The sequence below is a fragment of the Dyella japonica DSM 16301 genome, from assembly GCF_001010355.1.
Lineage (GTDB): Bacteria > Pseudomonadota > Gammaproteobacteria > Xanthomonadales > Rhodanobacteraceae > Dyella > Dyella japonica.
This window is the reverse complement of record NZ_JPLA01000004.1, coordinates 68834-90070: the sequence shown is the minus strand read 5'-3', so window position 1 is coordinate 90070 and position 21237 is coordinate 68834. Positions and strand designations below refer to the sequence as shown.

The following is a 21237-nucleotide window of genomic DNA, read 5'->3' as shown; positions in this document are numbered from 1 at the left end:
ACGGCGGCGTGAAGACGTATTGCCGCCGTCGAGAGGGGTAAGCGGATCTTTATTCCACGCGGGCGAACAGCGCACCGTGGCCAGGCAGGCTCAGACCATCGACGGTCGCCGTGCCCTGGCTCAGCCCGTGGCCGTTGACGGCCGTGAGCTTGCCCAGGCCGGCCAGCGGCAGTGCCACCGCCGTCTTGGACAAGTTGAACGCGACCAGCAGCGTCTCCTCGCCGTGCTTGCGGGTGAAGGCGAGCACCGGTTCGGGTGTGTCGATGAACTCGATCTTGCCCCAGCGCAGCGCCGGCTGCGTCTTGCGCCAGGCCATGAAGTGGCGAAAGCCGTTGAGCGTGGAATCGGGCGTGGCGTCCTGCAGGGTCACCGCCAGCGCGCGATGCTCGGCCGGCACCGGCAGCCACGGGTCGCCGACGCTGAAGCCGGCGTTGATGCCGCCATTCCACGGCATCGGCGTGCGGCAGCCGTCGCGGCCCTTGAAGGTCGGCCAGAAGGTGATGCCGTAGGGATCCTGCAGCGATTCGAACGGCACCTCGGCCTCGGTCAGGCCCAGTTCCTCACCCTGATACACGCACACCGATCCGCGCAGCGAACACACCATCGCGCTCAGCAGGTTGGCCAGCTTCGGCGACGCGTTGCCATTGCCCCAACGGCTGAGCACGCGCGACACGTCGTGATTGGAGATGGCCCAGCACGGCCAGCCTTCCAGCATCTGCGCCTCGAGGTTGCGCACCGTGTCGCGGATGTAGCCTGCGCTGAAATCATCGGTAAGCAGCTCGAAGCTGTAACCCATGTGCAGGCGGTTGCCGCTGGTGTATTCGGCGGTGGTGGCGAGCGAGTCTTCCGAGGAGATTTCGCCGATCGCGGCGACGTCCTCGTACTGATCCATCAACGCGCGCAGTTCTTCCAGGAACGCGATGTTCTCCGGCTGCGTGTTGTTGTAGTAGTGGTATTGGAACGCGTACGGGTTGTCCGGGCTGAAGCCGCGGCCCACGCGTTTGTCCTCGGGCTTGGGCGGGTTGTCGCGCAGCTCGCGGTCGTGGAAGCAGAAGTTGATCGCATCCAGGCGCAGGCCGTTGACGCCCTTGTCCAGCCAGTACTTCACCTCCCCGAGCACGGCGCGGCGCACGTCGGGGTTGTGATAGTTGAGATCGGGCTGCGAGGTCAGGAAGTTGTGCAGGTAGTACTGGCCGCGGCGCGGTTCCCACTGCCAGGCGCAACCGCCGAACAGCGAGAGCCAGTTGTTCGGCGGCGTGCCGTCGGCCTTCGCATCGGCCCACACGTACCAGTCGGCCTTGGGATTGTCGCGGCTTTCGCGGCTTTCCTTGAACCAGGCATGCTCCATCGACGTGTGGCTGAGCACCTGGTCGATCATCACCTTCAGGCCGAGCTTGTGTGCCTTGGCCAGCAGGCGGTCGAAATCCTCATTGCTGCCGAACAGCGGATCGACTTCGCGATAGTCCGCGATGTCGTAGCCGAAGTCGGCCATGGGCGAACGGAAGAACGGCGAGATCCAGATCGCGTCCACGCCAAGGCTCGCGACATAGTCGAGCTTGTCGACGATGCCGGGCAGGTCACCGACGCCATCGCCGTTGGTGTCCATGAAACTGCGTGGATAGATCTGATAGGTGACGGCTCCTCGCCACCAGGGTGCTTCACTCATTCGCTTGTCCCGTTCCCGCCCAAAGCCTGCGTCGCGCGCAGATCGCGCCCCGATAGCGAAGCGCGGGGGGCAGCTTAAAGGCAGAGTGCGAAGCGGACGCTTCGACTGCATACGTATTCAGAAAATCGTGATATTGCGATGCAGCAGGTGGCAAAAAGATGCGTTGGCGAGCAGGAAAACTTGCGCCGGGCGATCCGCGCTGATGCACGAAAACCCGCGCCATCATCGACTTTCCGAGTGCCGAGACGGCTGGTGGCGCACCGTACGCAGACGACGGGCGTGAGACGCGCACCCCTTAGAATTTTGTCAAAGGTGCACAAAAAAACCGGGTCATGAATACGTATGCATAGGCCTGTTCGGGGTTTTTTGCAGCCCTACCATGGCCGCCACGCGACGGGGCCCTCCGAAGATTTCTCGGCTTGCACTGGCGCGTAGCCCGCGGCGGTCTGTGGGGATCGCTGCGGCAACTACAAAACCAAAGATGAAGTGCAAACCCGTGGGAGGGGAAGACGGTGGAACTGAAACGTAATGTGCTGGCCCTGGCGCTGGCGTCCGGTCTTTGTTTGACGGCGAGTATTCAAGCAGCGCCGGCGGATGCGGGCGCAAACGCGACCGGCACTGCCGCCGCCAACAATCCGCAAGACGCAGGCCCGCAGACGGCTCCGTCCACCAAGAAGGACGATCAGGGCAAGCCGACGCAGGACGAGCAGCTGGCCAAGAGCCTGTCCACCATCACGGTGACGGGTTACAACCAGGGCATGGAAAAGGCGATCGACTATCAGCGTTACGCCGATACGATCCAGAACGTCATCACCCCGGCCGACATCGGCGGCCTGCCTGACCAGTCCATTGCCGACGCACTGACCCGCCTGCCGGGCGTGTCCGCCGAGCGCATCGCCGGCCAGGCCTCGCAGATCAATATCCGCGGCCTCTCGGGCAACTTCATCCAGACCACGCTCAATGGCCGCGAGCAGCCGTCCACCAGCGGCAGCAACTACATCCAGTTCGACCAGTACCCGTCCGAGCTGATCAACATGGCCACGGTGTACAAGTCCTCGCAGGCTTCGCTGATCACCGGCGGCGTCGGCGGCACCATCGGCATGGAGACGGCCAACCCGCTCAATGCGCCGAAGGAACAGAACCTCAACATCGACGCGCGCGGCAGCTACAACAGCCAGGCGGGCGATGTGGCTGGGGCCAACTCCACCGGCTATCGCGTCAGCGCGGCCTGGCAGGGCAAGTTCCTCAACGACACCCTGGGCGTGGGCCTGGGCGTGGCGCAGATGTACCAGCCGCATGTGGCCGAGCAGTTTGTCGGCGAAGCGTCCGATGGCAACAAGGTCACGCTGCCCAGCGGTCAGCAGGCGTACCTGACCCAGGGTCTGCAGCTGCAGCAGAACGGCGGCACCGAGCGTCGCACCGGCGAAGTGGCCACCATCGTGTGGAAGGCCACCGACGAACTGCAGTTCGGCGCGGATGCGTTCTACTCCAAGTACAAGAACACCTCGTTCGGCTACGGTTTCCGTTCGCAGAACATGTACGGCAACCAGGCGCTGATCTCCAACGCGGTGCTCGGCCCCTACGGCACGATGACCGGCGGCACGATCACCAGCACCGGTGGCGGCAACTTCTCCAACGAGACCACGGCCGACAACTACTCCACCGACACCAGCGTGTTCTCTGGTGGCCTGAACATGAAGTGGAACCACGACCGCTGGCACGTCAACACCGACCTGTCGCTGTCGCGTGCCAGCAGCAACGAGATCAACGTGGACACCACGGCCGATCCGTACACCGGTCTGGGCACCGCCAACCCGCAGCTGATGGGGCAGTCCACCACCTACCAGCTGGCTGGTCGCAGCCTCGGCACGGTGTCGTTCGCCAATCCGGGCGCGTACACCAACCTCAACGACCTGGCGTTGTCGCGTTACGGCGTGTACCCCTACATCTATCACGACAAGATGAAGGCGTTCCGCACCGACGTGAAGTACGACCTGCCCAACAGCGGCTGGTTCTCCGCGCTGGAAGCGGGCGTGTACGTCAACAACCACACCTACAACGCGGACCGCGAGGTCTACGTGTATGGCAATGAGTGGGGCGGTTCCGGCACCACGCCGCTGACCATTCCGTCCAGCGCCGCCAAGGTCACCTGCTGGAGCGGCAAGTTCTCGGGCTACCCGTGCTTCATGCAGCTCAACGGCCCGGCGATCCTCGCCGCGCACGGCATCGTCGCCAACCCGGTGAAGAACATCACCGACCAGAGCTGGTCGGAGATCCAGAGCGGCTCGGTCGACGAGAAGACCCGCGACGTCTACTTCATGGCGGACATCGATGCGCAGGACGTGTTCGGCCACGAGCTGACCGGTAACGTCGGCTTCCGTTACTCGCACCAGTCGCAGTACAGCAATGGCCTGCAGCAGGTCGGCAATGGCGCCGGCGTGCCGATCACCGACGGCAACGGCAACACCAGCCTCGACTACGCGCCGCTCACGGTCGGCAAGACCTATTCCGATTGGCTGCCGTCGCTGAACCTGATCTACCACTTCACCGACGAAGACCAGATGCGCTTCGCTGCCGCCAAGGTGCTCGCGCGTCCGCCGATCAACCAGATGCTGGCCGGCTCGGGTTCGTGGGTGTCGACCGCCGGTGGCCAGAACTATTACAACGTCTGGGGCGGCACCAGCCCGCTGCTCGATCCGCTGCGCGCCACGCAGTATGACCTGACCTACGAGCACTACTTCCAGGATTCCAGCGGTCTGGTCAGCGCCGGCGTGTTCTACAAGGACATCAAGTCCTTCGTGCAGGCCGTGACGTACAACAACTTCGACTTCGCTTCGGCAGGCATCCCGGTGCCGACCGATCCGACCACGGGCAAGCCGTACCTCAACGGCGAGTACCAGACGGCGTTCAACGCGAAGGGTGGCGAAGTCACCGGCCTGGAAATGTCGTTTGCCAAGAACCACATCTTCCCGGGCATCTGGGAAGGTCTGGGCGTGCAGGCCAACCTCGCGCTGACCCATAGCACGGTGAGCAACCCGACCACGCTGGGCGGCCCGACCTCGTATATCGGTCTGCCGGGTCTGTCCAAGCGCGTGGCCAGTGCGGCGGTGTTCTACGACTACGGTCCGTTCTCGGCCCGACTGTCCGGCAACTACCGCTCGAAGTTCGCCTCCGACACGCAGATGTCGGTGACCAACCAGATGGTCACCTTCGCCGCCGAAACGGTGTACGACTTCCAGGCCTCGTACAACATCACCGACCAGTGGAGCGTGGTCTACCAGATGCTGAACATCAGCAATCAGCCGACCCGCACCTACTTCGGTTCCGACCCGTCGCAGACCGGCACGATCCAGTACTTCGGTCGTACCAGCTACCTCGGCGTCAACTTCAAGCTGTAAGCCACGCTCGCGCCGGCCTCCGCAAGGAGTGCCGGCGCGATGCTATCCGGAGCCGTGTGTTCTGCACGGCATCCACCCACCGCGAGGCCCGGCGTAGCGGTCACCGGCCCGAAGCGAAGTCTGCGTTCCGGTGTACTGTCTCCCGTCGAAGGCCAGCGGCCTTTGCATGGAGATCGGCATGTCGCGGAACCGCACTTTCAAGCCCCTGGCCTTGTTCACCGCACTCGCGCTCGGCGCGGGTTTCCTTTCCGGCGCACACGCGGTTGACGCGACGCCGCCGTCTGTTTCGAACACGCAGCCATCGTCGGGCGTCTACTACGAAATCTTCGTGCGCGCCTGGTACGACACCAACGGCGACGGCATCGGCGATCTCAACGGCGTCACCGCCAAGCTCGACTACCTCAAGTCGTTGGGCATCAGCGGCATCTGGCTGATGCCAATCAACAACTCGCCCAGCTACCACGGCTACGACATCACCGATTACTACGGCATCAATCCGCAGTACGGCACCACCGCCGACATGGAGCATCTCGTTGCCGAAGCGCACAAGCGCGGCATCGCAGTGACCATGGACATGGTGATCAACCACAGCGCCAAGGAACACCCGTGGTTCGTCGATGCGCAGAAGCCCGATGGCGCGCACCGCGACTGGTACAGCTGGACGTCCAAACAGCCCGACCTCAAGGCCATCAGCGCCACCGATACGCCGATCTGGCATGCGGGCAACGACGGCTGGTACATCGGCGTGTTCGGCGGTCATATGCCCGACCTCAACTACGACAATCCGGCCGTGCGCGCCGAGATGATCAAGGTCGGCCAGTACTGGCTGGGCAAGGGCGTGGACGGTTTCCGCCTCGATGCGGCCAAGCACATCTACGTCGACTTCAAGTCGGACGTGCACAGCGCCAAGGCGCTGGAGAAGAACGTAGCCTGGTGGACCGAATACCACGACGCACTCGCCAAGACGCATCCCAATGTGACCTTGGTGGGCGAAGTCAGTGCCACCTCGCCGAAGGAACTCGCGCCCTACCTCAAGCCGCTGGGTTCGATCTTCGACTTCCCGCTGGCCGAGCAGTTGATCGTCAGCGCGAAGAGTGAGCATGCGGGCCAACTCGGAAGCCTGCTGAAGGCCACCTACGACGCATACAAAGTGGCGGGTGACACCCCGCACATCGACTCCACCTTCCTGTCCAACCACGACCAGGAACGTGTGATGAGCCGCCTCAACGGCAACGTCGACCACATGCGCATGGCCGCGGCCATGCTGCTGACCCTGCCGGGCCGGCCGTACATCTACTACGGCGAAGAGCTGGGCATGGAAGGCAAGAAGCCCGACGAGAACCTGCGCGAGCCGATGCGCTGGACGCGTGAAGCGGGTCCGGGCGAATCGCGCTGGAAGCCTTCCAGCGTGAGCCAGGGGCAGGCGGTGTCCGTGCAGGCGGAGCAGGATGATGCGACCTCGCTGTACAACACCTATCGCACCCTGATCGGCTGGCGCGCCCAGAACGGCGCGCTGCGCGACGGCGACCTGACCGTGGTCGCCACCGGCCTGCCCAACGTGGTCGCCTACTGGCGCAACGACGGCAAGCAGAAGCTGCTGGTGGTACATAACCTTTCCGGCAAGAGCGCAGTGTGGAAACCTAAGGGGGATCTCCTGCCCAAGGATGCCGCCGTGCAACTGACCACCCAAGCCCACGCCACACTGGACCATGGCCATCTCCAGCTCCCCGCCTACAGCACCGTCGTGGTGCGCTGATGCGGCCGCGCCTGCTTGCACTGGCGCTGTTGGGCGCCATGGCCATCACGCCGCCGGCCATGGCCGTGCGTAACGACGCCAGCGCCGACCGGCTGGAACTGAGCCTGCCCCAGGGCAAGCTGGAACTGCGCCTGCTGGCGCCGGGCATCGTGCAGTTGCGCGTGGACGGCACGCGCGAACCGGCCACGCCGGTAATCGATCAGCAGGCCAGCTTCGACCCGGTCGAGGTGACGCGCGAGACGCAGGGCGACAAGCATATCCTGCGCTCGGCGCAACTGGCCTTGCGCTGGAATCCGCGCCATTCGCAACTTCAGGTGGAAGACCCCAAGGGCCGCGTGCTGCTCAGCGCCGATCTCTCGCACGCGATGGACGGCCGCTGGTCGCTGACGCATGCCAAGGGCGATCCGCAGTACGGCATCGGCGGCCTCAACGCCTTCGATGCACAAACCGGCAACTTGCTGCGCAACGGCAAGCAGATCGCCACCGCCGGCAGGCAGGGTCATACCGGCGCCCCGTTCGTATGGAGCACCGCCGGTTACGGCGTGCTTGCCGATGCGGAGCCGGCCCAGTTCGACCTGTCGGCCACCCGCATCGGCATCCAGGCCCCGCACACGGCGGTGCACACCATCTACCTGCTGGTGGGTGCGCCCGATGCGCTGTTCGCCCAGCTGCGCCAGATCAGCGGCGCCGCACCGATGTTCCCCAAATGGGCGATGGGCTTCACCAACAGCCAGTGGGGCATCGACCAGAAGGAAGCGCTGAGCCTGGTGGATACCTACCGCGCTAAGCACATCCCCATCGACAACTTCACCTTCGACTTCGACTGGAAGGCCTGGGGCGAAGACATGGGCGAATTCCGCTGGAACACCGACAAATTCCCGGACGGGCCGGACGGCAAGCTCAAGCAGCAGATGGACCAGCGCGGCATGCGCATGACCGGCATCATGAAGCCGCGCGTGCATGTGGATACTGTGGAAGGGCGCGAGGCCACCGAGCGCGGCTACTGGCTGGCGCAGTCGAAGCTTGCCCCGGACTACTTCTCGCACAAACCCGTGCGCGACGTGGATTTCGACAAGCCGGAAGTGCGCACGTGGTTCTTCAACGACGCGCTCAAGCATTCCTTCGAGACCGGCATCGTGGGCTGGTGGAACGACGAAGCCGACGACAGCGGCGTCGACACGCAGTTCCTCAACATGCAGCGCGCCTTGTACGACGGCCAGCGCGGCATCAGCAACCAGCGCGTGTGGTCGATCAACCGCAACTACTATCTCGGCTCGCAGCGCTATGCGTATGGCGTGTGGTCCGGCGATATTCAGAGCGGTTTCGCCAGCATGGCGGCGCAGCGCCAGCGCATGCTCGCCGCGTTCGACGTGGGCGCGATGCACTGGGGCATGGACGGCGGCGGCTTCAAGGCGCCGATGCCCGTACCTGAGAACTACGCCCGCTGGATCCAGTTCGGCGCGTTCACGCCGGTGTTCCGCGTGCACGCCGACTTCGGCCAGAAGCGCCAGCCGTGGGTGTACGGGCCGATCGCCGAAAAGGCCGCGGCCGAAGCGATCCGCCTGCGCTACTCGCTGATTCCCTATATCTACAGCTACGAGTACCACGCGCATGCCGACGGCGTGGGCCTGGTGCGGCCGCTGCAGTTCGTGTATCCGAACGATCCGGCCCAGCGCGATCGCATCGACGCGTGGATGTTCGGCGATTACCTGCTGGTCTCGCCGGTGGTGGAGCAGGGTCAGACGGTCAAGCATCTTCAGCTGCCGCACGGACGCTGGATCAACTGGTTCGATGGCAAGGCGTACGACGGAGATCGCGAGATCACGCTCAGCGTCGATGCCGCCCACTGGAGCGATATCCCGTTGTTCGTGCGCGAGGGCGCCATCATTCCGCAGCAGCCGGTGATGGACCATGTCGGCCAGCAGCCGGTGACGTCGCTGGACGTGCAGGTGTTCCCGTCCGATCGCGAAACGGCTTTCAACGTCTACGAAGACGACGGCGAAACCTATGGCTACGAGCAGGGGGCTTACTTTCTGCAGGCGCTGTCCGTGCGTCGCGAGGGTAGCGTGGTGAACTTCCAGGCAGCGGCGGCGAGCGGCAAATTCAAGCCGGCGTTGCAGGATTACGTGCTGGCCATCCATGGGGCTCCGGCCCATGCCGTGAGCAGTGATGGCAAACCGCTGCCGGTGCTCGGCAGTCTCGATGCCTTGCGCGCATCCACCAGCGAAGGCTGGGCGCAGGGCCGTGATCGTTTTGGCGAGGTGACGTACGTGAAAGTGCAGGCAGGCAAGGCGAAGAACATCCAGCTCACCACGTCGGCGGTGCAGCCGTGACGGGTGCGTCCATGCGTCGTGCGCGCCTCGCGCTTGCCTGTGCAGCGTCGCTGCTTGCCGGCGTCGCGCACGCCCAGGCAGTCAATGCACAAGGCGAGGTGAGCTGGCTCGGCAAGACCGCCAGCATGAGCAGCGAAGCCCATGGAAGCTTCGTGCTCCACGCGCCGGCAGGCGATCGCAGCATTGCCGCGCAGAAGTTGTCCGTGCACACGGCCAGCCCGCTGTTCGACGGCCTGTTTGCCATGGCGCAGGACGACCTCAGCCACGACGCCGTGGCCGCCATCAAGGACGGGGCCTACGACCATGGCAAGGAAATCCCCTGCCATTGCTACGCCACCGGCGAAAAGTGGCCGTACGTATGGACGCGCGATCTGTCGTATTCGATCGATCTGGCGTTGTGGCGCCTCGACGCCGATCGCGCGCGCGAATCGCTGCGCTTCAAGTTGTCCGATGTGCGCGAGCCCTCGGCCACGCCAGGCCTGTACGTGATGCAGGACACCGGCTCCGGTGGCAGCTGGCCAATCAGCACCGATCGAGTGGTGTGGTTCCTTGGCGCCAAACATCTGTTGGGTGACAAGGCGTTTGCCGACGACACCTGGCATGCGCTGAAGGACACGCTGGCGCAGGATCGCCTCTACGTCTTCGACAGCACACTCGGCCTTTATCGCGGCGAGACCTCGTTCCTCGACTGGCGCGAGCAGACCTATCCCGCGTGGACCGAGAAGGACGTGCGCTATATCGGCGAGTCGTTCGCGCTGTCCACCAATGTGCTGCACTACCAGGCCTTGCAGCTGGCCGCGCAACTGGCAGATCAGCAGCGCGATGCCTCGGCGAAGGACTATCGCGCACAGGCCGCTGCCTTGAAGCAGGCGATCAACGCGCACTTCTGGCGCGCCGATCGCGGCATGTACATGAGCTATCTCGGCCCCGAAGCCATGCCGGTCGACAGCTACGATCTGCTCGGCATCGCACTGGCGGTGACCAGCGGCGTGGCTGATACCACCAAGGCCAAACAGTCGCTGGCCAACTATCCGACCTGGCAGGCGGGCAGCCCGGTGATATGGCCGGAGCGCAAGGATCAGCCGATCTATCACAACCGCGCGATCTGGCCGTTCGTGAGCGCCTATGCGCTGCGTGCCGCGCGCACGGTGAACGACGCGCCGCGCATCGCGCACGAGATGGATTCGATCCTGCGCGGCGCCGCGCTCGCCTCGTCCAACATGGAGAACTATGAGCTGGTCTCGCAGGCCGTGCATGTCGACGAAGGCAAGCTCAGCGGTCCGGTGGTCAACTCGCCGCGCCAGCTGTGGTCGGTGGCGGGTTATCTCGACATGGTGGTCAGCGGCGTATTCGGCCTGGGTGACGATGGGCGCATCGAACCGAAACTGCCAGCGTCGTGGGTGGCGCCGTTGTTTGGCGACAAGCAGAAGATCACGCTGGATCTGGCCGGCCAGCGGATTACCCTGGTGCGCCCGGCCAAGCTCGACGGCGATCTGCTGGTGGCCCAGTCGCAGCATCGCGATGGCGACGAAACCACGGTGCAGCTGAAGGCGATCCACAGCGATGCCAAACCGCTGCGCACCGATGCACCGCTGTTTGCTGCGGACATGCCCGATGCACCCGCGGTTACCGAAAACGGCAATCGCTGGCAGGTCGGCTTCCAGGGCAAGGGCATGTTGTATCTGGACGGCCACCGCGTGGGCCCGATCGACGGCAGCCTCACGTTGCCCAAGGGTGACACGCGCCAGTGCTTCCAGGTCACGCGTGTCGGAGACGGCGGTCTGGAATCCTTGCCCAGCATGGCGACCTGCAAGGGCGAGGAGTCGCGTCTTGCCGGCCCAGGTCCGTGGCAATGGAAAGCGCCGAAGGACGGCAGCTACAGCGTCTCGTTCGACTATGCGAATGACCATGGGCCGATCAACACCGGCATTACCGCCGCAGTGAAACTGCTCGACGTCTCCTGCGATGGTGCAGCGCCACAGCGCGTACCGGTGGTGATGCCGCATAGTGTGGGCACGCAGCGCTCCAGCACGGCCACGTTCACGGCACGGGCGGGTGCGCTGTGCCGTTACCGACTGGACCAGGGATTCAACATGAGTGACTTGCGCCACAACGCGCACTACACCGGTGAGCAGGGCGGGGCAACCGGCCCGGTCAACGATACCAAGGTCGAGGCCATGCTGGTGTCGCCGTCGCCGGTGATAGCCAAGCCATGACACGCAAGCCCGAGCTGTCGTTCTGGCAGATCTGGAACATGTGCTTCGGTTTCCTGGGCATCCAGTTTGGTTTTGCCTTGCAGAACGCGAACGTCAGCCGCATCTTCCAGACGCTCGGCGCGGACGTCGGCGATATCCCGGCGCTGTGGATCGCCGCGCCGTTCTCGGGCCTGCTGGTGCAGCCGATCATCGGTTACCTGTCCGACCGCACCTGGACGCGGCTGGGCCGGCGTCGCCCGTATTTCCTGATCGGCGCGGTACTGACCACGCTGGCGCTGCTGTGCATGCCCAATTCGCCGGTGCTGTGGGTGGCGGCGGGGCTGCTGTGGATCATGGACGCCTCGATCAATATTTCGATGGAGCCGTTCCGCGCTTTCGTGGGCGACCAGCTGCCGCCGCGCCAGCGCCCGGTGGGCTACGCGATGCAGAGCTTCTTCATCGGCGTGGGTTCGGTGGTGGCCTCGCTGTTGCCCTGGCTGCTGGCCAAGCTGGGCGTGAGCAATGTGGCCGGCGAGGGCGCCATTCCCGATACGGTGAAATACGCGTTCTATCTCGGCGGCGTGGTGTTGCTGGGTTCGGTGCTGTGGACCGTGCTGACCACGCGCGAATATCCGCCGGGCGAGCTGGAAGCGTTCACCGACAATCCGGTGGAGACCACTGCGAGCAACGCGTCGGGAGCGTGGCGTTTCGGTGTGCTGCTCATCATCGCCGGCGCCGCCTTGCTGGTGGCGATCCGCCACTATGCGCTGGAAAAAGAGCTGTACTTGCTGGCAGGCGGGCTGGCGCTGTTCGGCACGCTTTTTTCGTGGCTCTCCATCACGCGCAGCCGCGGCATGCTCAGCCAGGTGATGGGCGATCTCTACAGCATGCCCGAATCCATGCGCCGGCTCGCCGTGGTGCAGTTCTTCTCCTGGTTCGCGCTGTTCGCCCTGTGGATCTACACGACCGCCGCGGTGACCTCCGTGCATTACGGCACCACCGATGTGCATTCGGCCGCCTATAACGAAGGCGCCAACTGGGTGGGCGTGCTGTTTGCGGCATACAACGCGTTTGCCGCCGTGGCGGCCGCGGCGATCCCGTGGATGGTGCGTCGTTGGGGCCTGCGCATCAGTCATCTGCTCAACTGCGCGCTGGGCGGGGCGGGCCTGCTGTCGATCCTGGTGATCCGCGATCCGCAGTGGCTGCTGTTGTCGATGGTCGGCGTGGGTTTTGCGTGGGCCTCGATCCTGTCGCTGCCGTACGCGCTGCTGTCGGACAACCTGCCGGCGTCGAAGATGGGCGTCTATATGGGCATCTTCAATTTCTTCATCGTGATCCCGCAGCTGATGGCGGCCAGTGTGCTGGGCCTGCTGCTGCGGCTGTTCTTCCACGGCCAGCCGATCTGGGCGCTGGCGATGGGCGGCGCGAGCCTGCTGGTGGCCGGGTTGTGTACGTTGCGGGTGGCGGAGCCGTCGACGCGGTTGGACGCAGTAGAAGCGCATTGATCTCCCATTGTAGGAGCGCACTTGTGCNNCACAAGTGCGCTCCTACAGTGGGGTTTCTTCAGCGTTTGACGCTGGATTTGCGCACGATCAGCTTCGCCGGCAGCATCCCGCTCTGCGCGGGCTCGCCGCGAATCAGCGCTAGCAAATTGTCGACCAGGATCTCGCCGGCGAGCTTGGTGTCCTGCAGCACCGTGGTGAGCGGCGGATTGACGAAGCTCGCCATCGGGATATCGTCAAAGCCGGCCAGCGCCACATCGTCCGGCACGCGCAATCCGTGGTCGGCGAGCGCGCGCATCGCGCCGAAGGCAATCAGGTCGCTGGCGGCGAACACCGCATCGAAACTCACGCCGCGCGCCAGCAGCGTTTCCAGCGCGTCGTAACCGGAACGCTCGGTGCTCTCGGCGTTCACCTGCAGCAGGGCTTCCGCATGCAGTCCGGCGTCGCTAAGAGCGCGCGAATATCCGCGGTAGCGATCGAAGAATTCGGGATAGTGGCTGGAGGCGTCGCCCAGGAAGGCGATGCGCCGGCAGCCTTGCTCGAGCAGGTGGGCGGTGACCTCGCGGCCGCCGCTGAGGTTGTCGCAGCCCACCGAGACGTCCGGCTGATCGGGCAGCACCGCGCCCCAGCGCACGCAGCGGGTGCCCTGGTCCACCAGCTTCTGCAGCTTGTCGCGCGTGGCCAGGTAATCGCCGTAGCCAAGCAGGATGATGCCGTCGGCCTTCATGCTGTCCGCATAGTCGGCATGCCAGTCGCGCGAAAACTGCTGGAAGGAGATCAGCAGGTCGTAGCCGCGCTGCGCGCTGGCGCGGGTGATCGAGCCCAGCATCGAAAGAAAGAACGGATTGATGTGGGACTCGTCGGCGGTCGGGTCCTCGAACAGCAGCAGGGCCAGCGTGCCGGTGTGCTTGGCGCGCAGGCCCGAGGCGTTCTTGTCGACCTTGTAGTTCAGCTCATCGACCGCGGCCTGGATGCGCCGGCGCGTCTCCTCGTTGACCAGCGGACTGCCGCGCAAGGCGCGCGACACCGTGGACTGGGAGACCCCGGCCAGGTGGGCGATATCGAATGAAGTGACTTTTCCCTTGATCTGCACGCAGCGGTGACTCTTGAGTCAGTGCGCAGATCCTAGCGGCTTGTGTGCTCGCTGTCCTTTCATGCGTCCGGTCTGGACGCCAGGCAAGAAAAAGCCCCGAGGATTAGGGGGGAATCCTCGGGGCCGGGGTGGAAAGCGAAACCCAGGGGAGAGGTTCGCTTTACCGTTTGGGCTCGTCCAGGGAGGTGGCGAGCCCGCGGATGCCGTTGCGTGCATCCGAGTATTAAGAACGCGCCAGACGGCGAAAGTTGCACTGCGTCATCGGGTTTTGGTTAGGAGGCGTTCATTTGACGAAAATCGAACAATTCGGAGCGCCAAAGGAAACCTTTGTAGGAGCGCACCCTGTGCGCGACAAGCCAACGGAGCGGTGCACCCGAGCGTGGCGGTCGCGCACAGGGTGCGCTCCTACAAGGAGGGGCCGGCGCGACGGATGCGCGCCCCCAATCTCACCCTCAATGCGCCTCATCCCAGTTCTTGCCCACCCCCGCCTCGACCAGCAGCGGCACGGACAGCTCCGCCGCCCCCGACATGCGTGCGACCACGCCGGCGCGCACCTCCTCGACCACATCCTGGCGCACCTCGAACACCAGTTCATCGTGCACCTGCATCAGCATGTGCGCGTCGTCGCGGGGTTGCAGCCAGTCGTGCACGGCGAGCATGGCGCGCTTGATGATGTCTGCCGCCGTGCCCTGCATCGGCGCATTCACCGCCGCGCGTTCGGCGCCGGCGCGCAGCGCCTGGTTGCGCGACTGCAGGTTTTCCAGATACAGGCGGCGGCCGAACAGCGTTTCCACATAGCCATCGCGATGCGCCTGCTGGCGCGTCGCCTCCATGAAGGCATGCACGCCCGGATAGCGCGCGAAGTAGCGCGCCATATAGTCGCTGGCTTCACCGCGATCCACGCCCAGCTGACGGGCGAGGCCAAACGCACTCATGCCGTACATCAGGCCGAAGTTGATCGCCTTGGCTGCGCGGCGCTGGTTGGCGCTCACGTCTTCCGGCTTGAGCCCGAACACTTCGGCGGCCGTGGCGCGGTGCACATCGCCACCTTCCTTGAACGCCTTGACCAGGCCCTCGTCGCCGGACAGGTGCGCCATGATGCGCAACTCGATCTGCGAGTAGTCGGCCGCCAGCACCACCCAGCCCTGCGGCGCCACGAAGGCCTGGCGGATTCGGCGGCCTTCCTCGGTGCGAATGGGGATGTTCTGCAGGTTGGGATCGGACGAGGACACGCGCCCCGTCGCCACCGAACCCTGGTGATAACTGGTGTGCACGCGCCCGGTGCGCGGATTGACCATCTCGGCCAGCTTGTCCGTATACGTCGAACGCAGCTTGGCCAGTCCGCGATAGTCGAGGATCAGGCGCGGCAGAGCGTGATCGTCCGCAATCGCCGCGAGCGCTTCCTCGTTGGTGGACGGCTGGCCGGTCGGGGTCTTCACCTTCGCGGACAATCCCAGCTCGTCGAACAACACGGCCTGCAATTGCTTGGGCGAATCGAGATTGAACTCGTGCCCCGCGCCTTTCCACGCTTCCTGCTGCAGTTCCAGCATGCGCTTGCCCAGCTGCTGGCTCTGCATGCGCAGCTCGCTGACGTCGATCAGCACGCCGCGCTGTTCCATCGAGGCGAGTACGGGAATCAGCGGTATTTCGATGTTTTCGTACACCGAGCGCAGCGACGGCTCGCTCTCCAGCTTCGGCCACAGCGCGTGGTGCAGGCGCAGCGTGATGTCGGCATCTTCGGCGGCGTACCGACAAGCCGTATCCAGATCCACCTGCGAGAACGGGATCTGCTTGGCGCCCTTGCCGGCGACCTGCTCGTACTTGATCGTTTCCACGCCCAGGTATTTGCGCGCCAGCGAGTCCATGTCGTGGCGCGTGGCCGTGGCGTTCCAGATATACGACTCCAGCATGGAATCGTGCTTGAGGCCGCGCAGATGGATGCCGTAGTTGGACAGGATATTGATGTCGTACTTGGCGTGCTGGCCCATCTTGGGACGCGTCGCGTCCTCGAAGAAGGGCTTGAGCGTGGCGAGCACCTGCTCGCGCGACAGCTGCGCCGGCGCGCCGGGATAGTCGTGCGCCAGCGGCACATAGCAGGCGTGGCCCGGTTCCACCGACAGGCTCAGGCCCACGATATCGGCCTGCATCGAATCGATCGAGGTGGTTTCGGTATCGAACGACACCAGTGGCGCGGTGGCGATCTTCGCCAGCCAGCTTTCGAACTGGGGCTGGGTGGTGACCAGTTCGTATTGGCCGGCCATGGCAAGATTCGCCGCGTGCTCGGGCTCCTGTGGGAGCGCACCCTGTGCGCGACTGGCCGTGCCGGTAGCGTTGCCGGAAACCGCTCCGCCCGCGTCGCGCACAGGGTGCGCTCCCACAGGAGGTGTTGCGCCGGCTTCGGCATCCATATCCTTCAACGCCGCCTTGAACTCATAGCGCGTGTACAGCTCGCGCAAGGCCTCGTCATGCCGCTCGCGGAACGTCAGCTGCGACACCGACTCCTCCAGCGGCACATCCAGCTTGATCGTCACCAGGTCGCGCGACAGCGGCAGCTGCGGCAGCGCGGCGCGCAGGCTCTCGCCGATCTTGCCGCCGACCTTGTCGGCGTTGGCGATCAGATTATCGAGCGTGCCGTATTCGGCCAGCCATTTCGCCGCGGTCTTGGGGCCGCATTTGGGCACGCCCGGCACGTTGTCGACGGTATCGCCGGTGAGCGAGAGAAAGTCCACGATCTGCGAGGGCTGGACGCCGAACTTGTCCATCACCCCGGCGCTGTCGGTGGTCGTGTTGGTCATGGTGTTGACCAGGGTGACGCCGGGGCGCACCAGCTGCGCGAGGTCCTTGTCGCCGGTGGAGATCTCCACCTCGATGCCTTGCGCGTGCGCCTGCTCGGTGAGCGTGCCGATCACGTCGTCGGCTTCCACGCCGGCCACGCGCAGGATGGGAAAACCCAGCGCGCCGACGATGGCGAGCATGGGGTCCACCTGCGCGCGCAGATCGTCCGGCATCGGCGGGCGATTGGTCTTGTACTGGTCGTAGAGCTGGTTGCGGAAGGTGGGTCCCGGCGCGTCGCTGACAAAGGCCACGTAATCGGGCTTGGCCTTGAGCGTAGCGCGCAACATGTTCACCACGCCAAACAGCGCGCCGGTGGGCTCGCCCTGCGAATTGGTGAGCGGTGGGAGCGCATGGAAGGCGCGATAGAGGTAGGAGGAACCGTCGATCAGGATGAGCTTGGCCATGCCGCAATTGTCGCACGCGTGCACCGGACTGCACGGTGCTGCGTTCAGGCGTGGCGCAGCGCCCCAGGGACGCTTCACGAGCCGTGCGGTTCTGCGCTGATATGCTCCACATCCCACAGGAGGCCATCATCATGAAACCCGTCGCTTTGCTTGCCGTTCTTGGTGTGGCCATCGCGTCTAATGCGTTTGCCCAGTCGTCCGCCAGCCAGTTTCCGCCGGCCCCGCCGCCGCCGGGCATGAACGATCCGGGTGTGAAGGCCACGCCTCCGCCGCCGGCGCCCAAGGCCGCGGCGCCCAAGTCCGCCGCCACCAAGAAATCGGCATCGGGCAATGTCTCCGCGGACACCGAAGCCACCCTGAGCGCACCGGCGACTTCGACCCCGGCCACCTCCGATGCCCAGCCGCGCGACGCGAACGGCAATGCGCCGCCGCAGGTGCGGGTGCACACCGAAGGCGACCAGACCATCCAGGAATACAGCCGCAGCGGCCAGGTCTACATGGTGGTGGTGACGCCCAAGAGCGGCATCCCGCAGACCTATATGGTCGACCAGAAGGGCGCCTGGACCAACCAGGCCGGCGAGCCGGTGAAGCCGGTGATGTACAAGGTCATGGAGTGGGGCAAGAGCAAGTCGGCGGAAGACCAGGACAACGGCGGCCAGTAAGTCCGTGCGGCTGCCATCGGTGAGGTCGGTATGAACCTGCGCGAGAGCTGGCTGCTGTTCGCGCTGGGCTCGGCGTTCTTCGCCGCGCTGACGGCCTTGTTCGGTAAGCTGGGCGTGGCGGGGATCAACTCCAACCTCGCCACCTTCATCCGCACCATCGTGATCCTGCTGGTCACGGCCGGCATCCTCAGCCTGCGCAACGAATGGGCGCGCCCCACGGGGCTGCCCACCAGCAGCTGGGTCTTCCTGGTGCTGTCGGGCATCGCTACGGGGCTGTCGTGGCTTTGCTATTACCGCGCGCTGCAGCTGGGCCCGGTGAGCCGTGTCGCGCCGATCGACAAACTGAGCGTGGCCATTGCCATCGTGCTCGGCGTGTTGTTGCTGGGCGAACAGCTGAGCTGGTCGCTGGCGATCGGCGGCGGGCTGATCGTGCTGGGCGCAATCATCATCGCGGTGTTCTAGCGCTCGTCCAGTTCCGGGTAGTGGCGGAAGATGCCGTCCTCGTTGAATGGGATGCGCCGCTCGGAGGCGAGATAGGCCGCGATATTCGGCCGCTCGGCCACACGGTCCTGCAGCGCACGCAGTTTCGTGGTGCGGCGGCGGATGGCCTTCATCGCGTTGGGAAACGCATAGTCCAGCCCTGACATCAGCTGGAACAGCGACAGATCCACATACGAATGGCGCCGTCCGATCGCGTGGTGCCCATCGCCGCGGTCGAGCACCTGCTCGAAATAACCGAGGAATTTCGGGATGCGTGCCGCGCAGAACGCGTTGGCACGCTGGCGTGCTTCGCCGCGTTGCTGCTCGTAGTACAGGTCGCCGGAAATCGGGTGATGCGTGTCGTGCGCCTCGGCGACGATATCGGTGACGGTCTGCTGCAGTTGCATCGCGTACCGCTGAGCTGCTTCGGAAGCGGGCGCCAGGCCATGGCGCGGCCCCAGGTACGCGAGGATGTTCGCGGCCTGCGCTATCACCTCCTTGCCCGCGCGCAGGAAAGGTGGAGCAAACGGCAACGCGCCGGGCTGTTTGCCCTGGAGAAACGGCATCATGGCGTGGTCGCCTTGCTCGCGCGCGACATCGTCGTAATCGGCACCGGCATCTTCCAGCGCGAGGCGGACGAATTCGCCGCGTCCCTGGATGCCGCGCCAGTAGTAGAGCTTGTAGCGCATGGCGAGAGTCCTCGGGAGAAGGTCGCGAGGCTAGGCAGTGGGCGTTCAACGAAGCGTGATTGCGGCATCGCCTCGATCATCACTGTTCGATCCACCCCCAACTGTGGGAGCGCACCCTGTGCGCGACAGGCCCTCATGATGCTGGAACGATTGGTTTTCACCGAGGCGCCAGTCGCGCACAGGGTGCGCTCCCATAAGGAGGGGCGGTTACATCGTGCCGGTCAGCTCGCGCAACTGCTCCCACACCAGCGTCGCCAATGGCGACAGCGACCGCTGCCTGCGTTTGATCAACACCACCTCGCGGCTTTCCTGCGGCGTCAGTGGTCGCGTCACCAGCGTGGCAGGCGGCGGTGCCAGCGCGGGACTCACGCTGATGCCGAGCCCGGCCTCGACCATGCGGAAGGTGGTGAACGTATGCCCGGTCTGCTGCACGATATTGGCCTCGATGCCGCGGCTGGCCAGCGCGTGATCGATCAGGCGGCGGCTGCCGGACGAATAGTCGAGCAGGATCAGTGGCTGCCCCTGCAACTTGCGCCACGGCACGCGCTCCAGTTGCGCCAGCGGATGATCGGGCCGGCATACCAGCACAAATGGATCGCGCAGCAGGCGTTCGCTGTCGAACTCGCCAGTGAGCGGCGGATCGATGGCCACCCCGAAATCCACTTCACCGCCGCGCACGCTGTCCAGCACCATGGTCTGCGCCTGGTCGTGCAACTGGATGGTGAGCTCGGGATAGCGCGCGGCGCAGTCGGCGATGCACCGGGGCATCAAGCCCGCGGACAAGGTCGGCACCGAGGCCACGTGTACCTTGCCGCGCTTTCGTTCGCTCTCCGAGTGCAGGTGCGAGAGCACGCCCTCCAGTTCGTCCAGCACGCGCCCGATCGCGCTTTCCAGATAGCGGCCGGCCTCGGTGGGCAGCACTTCGCGGGTGGTGCGGTCGAACAGGCGGATGCCGAGCTCCGCTTCCAGATCCGCGATGTGGCGGCTCACCGCCGGCTGACTCAGGTGCAGGCTCTCCGCCGCCCGCCGGAAATGCTGCTGGCGGGCCACGGCAAGAAAGGCACGGAGCTGGCGCAGGCTGATATTCATGCCAATACTGTATCAGTAGATCAGATAAAACGATTTGATTAATCAATGGGCTGGCGGTCCAATAAGCCCATTCCCCGATTGCGCGTGCCACGGCCATGTCCCTGAGTCGCTTCCTGCCCGACCGCTTTACCTGCGCCCTGATCGTCACCGTGGCACTGGCCAGCCTGCTGCCCTGCCGCGGCACCACCGCCAGCGTGTTCAACGTGCTGACGGACCTGGCCATCGCGCTGCTGTTCTTCCTGCACGGCGCCAAGCTCTCCCGCGAGGCCGTGGTGGCCGGCATGACGCACTGGCGATTGCACCTCACCGTGCTGGCCAGCACCTTCGTGCTGTTTCCGGTGCTCGGGCTGCTGCTGCGCCCGGTGCTGTCGCCGCTGGTGACGCCCTCGCTCTACCTAGGCGTGTTGTTCCTGTGCACGCTGCCGTCGACCGTGCAGTCCTCCATCGCGTTCACCTCGATGGCGCGCGGCAATGTGCCGGCGGCGATCTGTTCCGCCTCCGCCTCCAGCATGCTTGGCATCTTCATCACGCCGCTGCTGGTGGGCGCGATGCTGGAATCGCACGGGCAGGGCGGCATGAACTGGGATGCCATCGGCGCCATCGTGCTGCAGCTGCTGGTGCCGTTCGTGGCGGGGCAGATCGCGCAGCGCTGGATCGGCCGCTGGGTGGAGCGCAACCGCTCGCTGCTGTCCTTCGTCGACCAGGGCTCGATCTTGCTGGTGGTCTATACGGCCTTCAGTGCAGCGGTGCTGCAGGGCTTGTGGAAGCAGATTCCGCTACCGGTGCTCGGCGGCCTGCTGATCGTCAACGCCGTGCTGCTGGCCATTGCACTCATCGTCACCCGCTACGGTGCGCGTGCGCTGGGTTTCAAGCGCGAGGATGAAATCACCATCGTGTTCTGCGGTTCCAAGAAGAGCCTCGCCAGCGGCGTGCCGATGGCCAAGGTGCTGTTTGCCGGTCATCCGCTGGGCACCATCGTGCTGCCGATCATGCTGTTTCACCAGATCCAGTTGATGACGTGTGCGGTGCTGGCGAAGAAGTATGCGGAGCGGATGGAGACCCATCGCCGCAAGATCGGTGTCGCCACGGAAAGCTGAAACGCGAACGGGCACTGCAAGATCCGCGCTTAAAAAAA

Annotated in this window: 13 protein-coding genes; 8 read left to right on the top strand and 5 right to left on the bottom strand. The window is 64.9% G+C overall.

What is annotated here, in order from left to right; genetic code table 11:
- Positions 1 to 49 precede the first annotated feature (49 nt).
- The gene (locus Y882_RS02265) at positions 50 to 1666 is read right to left on the bottom strand and encodes an alpha-glucosidase family protein (protein WP_046970243.1); all 1617 of its coding nucleotides are present in this window, start codon (positions 1664 to 1666) and stop codon (positions 50 to 52) included.
- A 512-nt stretch (positions 1667 to 2178) separates the two neighbouring features.
- Here Y882_RS02265 and Y882_RS02260 point away from each other — a divergent pair.
- The 5 genes from Y882_RS02260 (at position 2179) to Y882_RS02240 (ending at position 12853) form a co-directional block, all read left to right on the top strand.
- On the top strand, positions 2179 to 5064 hold the full coding sequence (locus tag Y882_RS02260) for a TonB-dependent receptor (protein ID WP_046970242.1): 2886 nt from the start codon (positions 2179 to 2181) through the stop codon (positions 5062 to 5064).
- Positions 5065 to 5242: 178 nt separating this feature from the next.
- On the top strand, positions 5243 to 6820 hold the full coding sequence (locus tag Y882_RS02255; protein WP_082120899.1) for an alpha-amylase family glycosyl hydrolase: 1578 nt from the start codon (positions 5243 to 5245) through the stop codon (positions 6818 to 6820).
- Positions 6820 to 9153 carry a TIM-barrel domain-containing protein gene (locus Y882_RS02250; protein WP_046970241.1) on the top strand — a complete coding sequence of 778 codons (2334 nt, stop codon included), beginning with the start codon at positions 6820 to 6822 and terminating at the stop codon, positions 9151 to 9153. The genes Y882_RS02255 and Y882_RS02250 overlap by 1 nt, the downstream gene beginning before the upstream one ends.
- Positions 9154 to 9164: 11 nt before the next feature.
- Positions 9165 to 11369: an alpha-L-rhamnosidase-related protein gene (locus Y882_RS02245; protein WP_046970266.1), complete on the top strand. Its 2205-nt coding sequence runs from the start codon at positions 9165 to 9167 to the stop codon at positions 11367 to 11369.
- Positions 11366 to 12853, top strand: a complete 1488-nt coding sequence (locus Y882_RS02240; RefSeq protein ID WP_046970240.1) for an MFS transporter — start codon at positions 11366 to 11368, stop codon at positions 12851 to 12853. Before Y882_RS02245 ends, Y882_RS02240 begins: the two co-directional genes overlap by 4 nt.
- A gap of 58 nt (positions 12854 to 12911) precedes the next feature.
- Here the strand turns inward: Y882_RS02240 and Y882_RS02235 are convergent, their stop codons facing one another.
- Positions 12912 to 13937, bottom strand: coding sequence for a LacI family DNA-binding transcriptional regulator (locus tag Y882_RS02235; RefSeq protein ID WP_046970265.1), 1026 nt, complete (start codon positions 13935 to 13937; stop codon positions 12912 to 12914).
- 458 nt (positions 13938 to 14395) lie between these two features.
- Complete coding sequence (gene polA, locus Y882_RS02230; protein ID WP_046970239.1) at positions 14396 to 17182, bottom strand: DNA polymerase I; 2787 nt, start codon at positions 17180 to 17182, stop codon at positions 14396 to 14398.
- Between the two features lie 131 nt (positions 17183 to 17313).
- On the opposite strand from polA, the gene Y882_RS02225 reads away from it, so the two are divergent.
- Together Y882_RS02225 and Y882_RS02220 are read left to right on the top strand one after the other, a co-directional pair.
- On the top strand, positions 17314 to 17844 hold the full coding sequence (locus tag Y882_RS02225) for a DUF2782 domain-containing protein (protein ID WP_046970264.1): 531 nt from the start codon (positions 17314 to 17316) through the stop codon (positions 17842 to 17844).
- Between the two features lie 30 nt (positions 17845 to 17874).
- Positions 17875 to 18306, top strand: a complete 432-nt coding sequence (locus Y882_RS02220) for an EamA family transporter (protein WP_046970238.1) — start codon at positions 17875 to 17877, stop codon at positions 18304 to 18306.
- Here Y882_RS02220 and Y882_RS02215 read toward each other — a convergent pair.
- Complete coding sequence (locus Y882_RS02215; protein WP_046970237.1) at positions 18303 to 19013, bottom strand: glutathione S-transferase; 711 nt, start codon at positions 19011 to 19013, stop codon at positions 18303 to 18305. The two genes, Y882_RS02220 and Y882_RS02215, sit on opposite strands and share 4 nt — an antisense overlap.
- Positions 19014 to 19220: 207 nt before the next feature.
- Positions 19221 to 20102: a LysR family transcriptional regulator gene (locus Y882_RS02210; protein ID WP_046970236.1), complete on the bottom strand. Its 882-nt coding sequence runs from the start codon at positions 20100 to 20102 to the stop codon at positions 19221 to 19223.
- Between the two features lie 95 nt (positions 20103 to 20197).
- Between Y882_RS02210 and Y882_RS02205 the strand changes: the two genes are divergently transcribed.
- Positions 20198 to 21199, top strand: a complete 1002-nt coding sequence (locus Y882_RS02205) for a bile acid:sodium symporter family protein (protein WP_046970235.1) — start codon at positions 20198 to 20200, stop codon at positions 21197 to 21199.
- The last annotated feature ends 38 nt before the right edge of the window (positions 21200 to 21237 follow it).

Excerpts from the sequence above, each read along its gene's own strand:
- Y882_RS02265 (WP_046970243.1), bottom strand. The coding sequence starts at position 1,666 with ATGAGTGAAGCACCCTGGTGGCGAGGAGCCGTCACCTATCAGATCTAT.
- Y882_RS02245 (WP_046970266.1), top strand. The coding sequence starts at position 9,165 with ATGCGTCGTGCGCGCCTCGCGCTTGCCTGTGCAGCGTCGCTGCTTGCC.
- Y882_RS02240 (WP_046970240.1), top strand. The coding sequence starts at position 11,366 with ATGACACGCAAGCCCGAGCTGTCGTTCTGGCAGATCTGGAACATGTGC.
- Y882_RS02220 (WP_046970238.1), top strand. The coding sequence starts at position 17,875 with ATGAACCTGCGCGAGAGCTGGCTGCTGTTCGCGCTGGGCTCGGCGTTC.
- Y882_RS02250 (WP_046970241.1), top strand. The coding sequence starts at position 6,820 with ATGCGGCCGCGCCTGCTTGCACTGGCGCTGTTGGGCGCCATGGCCATC.
- polA (WP_046970239.1), bottom strand. The coding sequence starts at position 17,182 with ATGGCCAAGCTCATCCTGATCGACGGTTCCTCCTACCTCTATCGCGCC.
- Y882_RS02215 (WP_046970237.1), bottom strand. The coding sequence starts at position 19,013 with ATGCGCTACAAGCTCTACTACTGGCGCGGCATCCAGGGACGCGGCGAA.
- Y882_RS02205 (WP_046970235.1), top strand. The coding sequence starts at position 20,198 with ATGTCCCTGAGTCGCTTCCTGCCCGACCGCTTTACCTGCGCCCTGATC.
- Y882_RS02255 (WP_082120899.1), top strand. The coding sequence starts at position 5,243 with ATGTCGCGGAACCGCACTTTCAAGCCCCTGGCCTTGTTCACCGCACTC.
- Y882_RS02210 (WP_046970236.1), bottom strand. The coding sequence starts at position 20,102 with ATGAATATCAGCCTGCGCCAGCTCCGTGCCTTTCTTGCCGTGGCCCGC.
- Y882_RS02225 (WP_046970264.1), top strand. The coding sequence starts at position 17,314 with ATGAAACCCGTCGCTTTGCTTGCCGTTCTTGGTGTGGCCATCGCGTCT.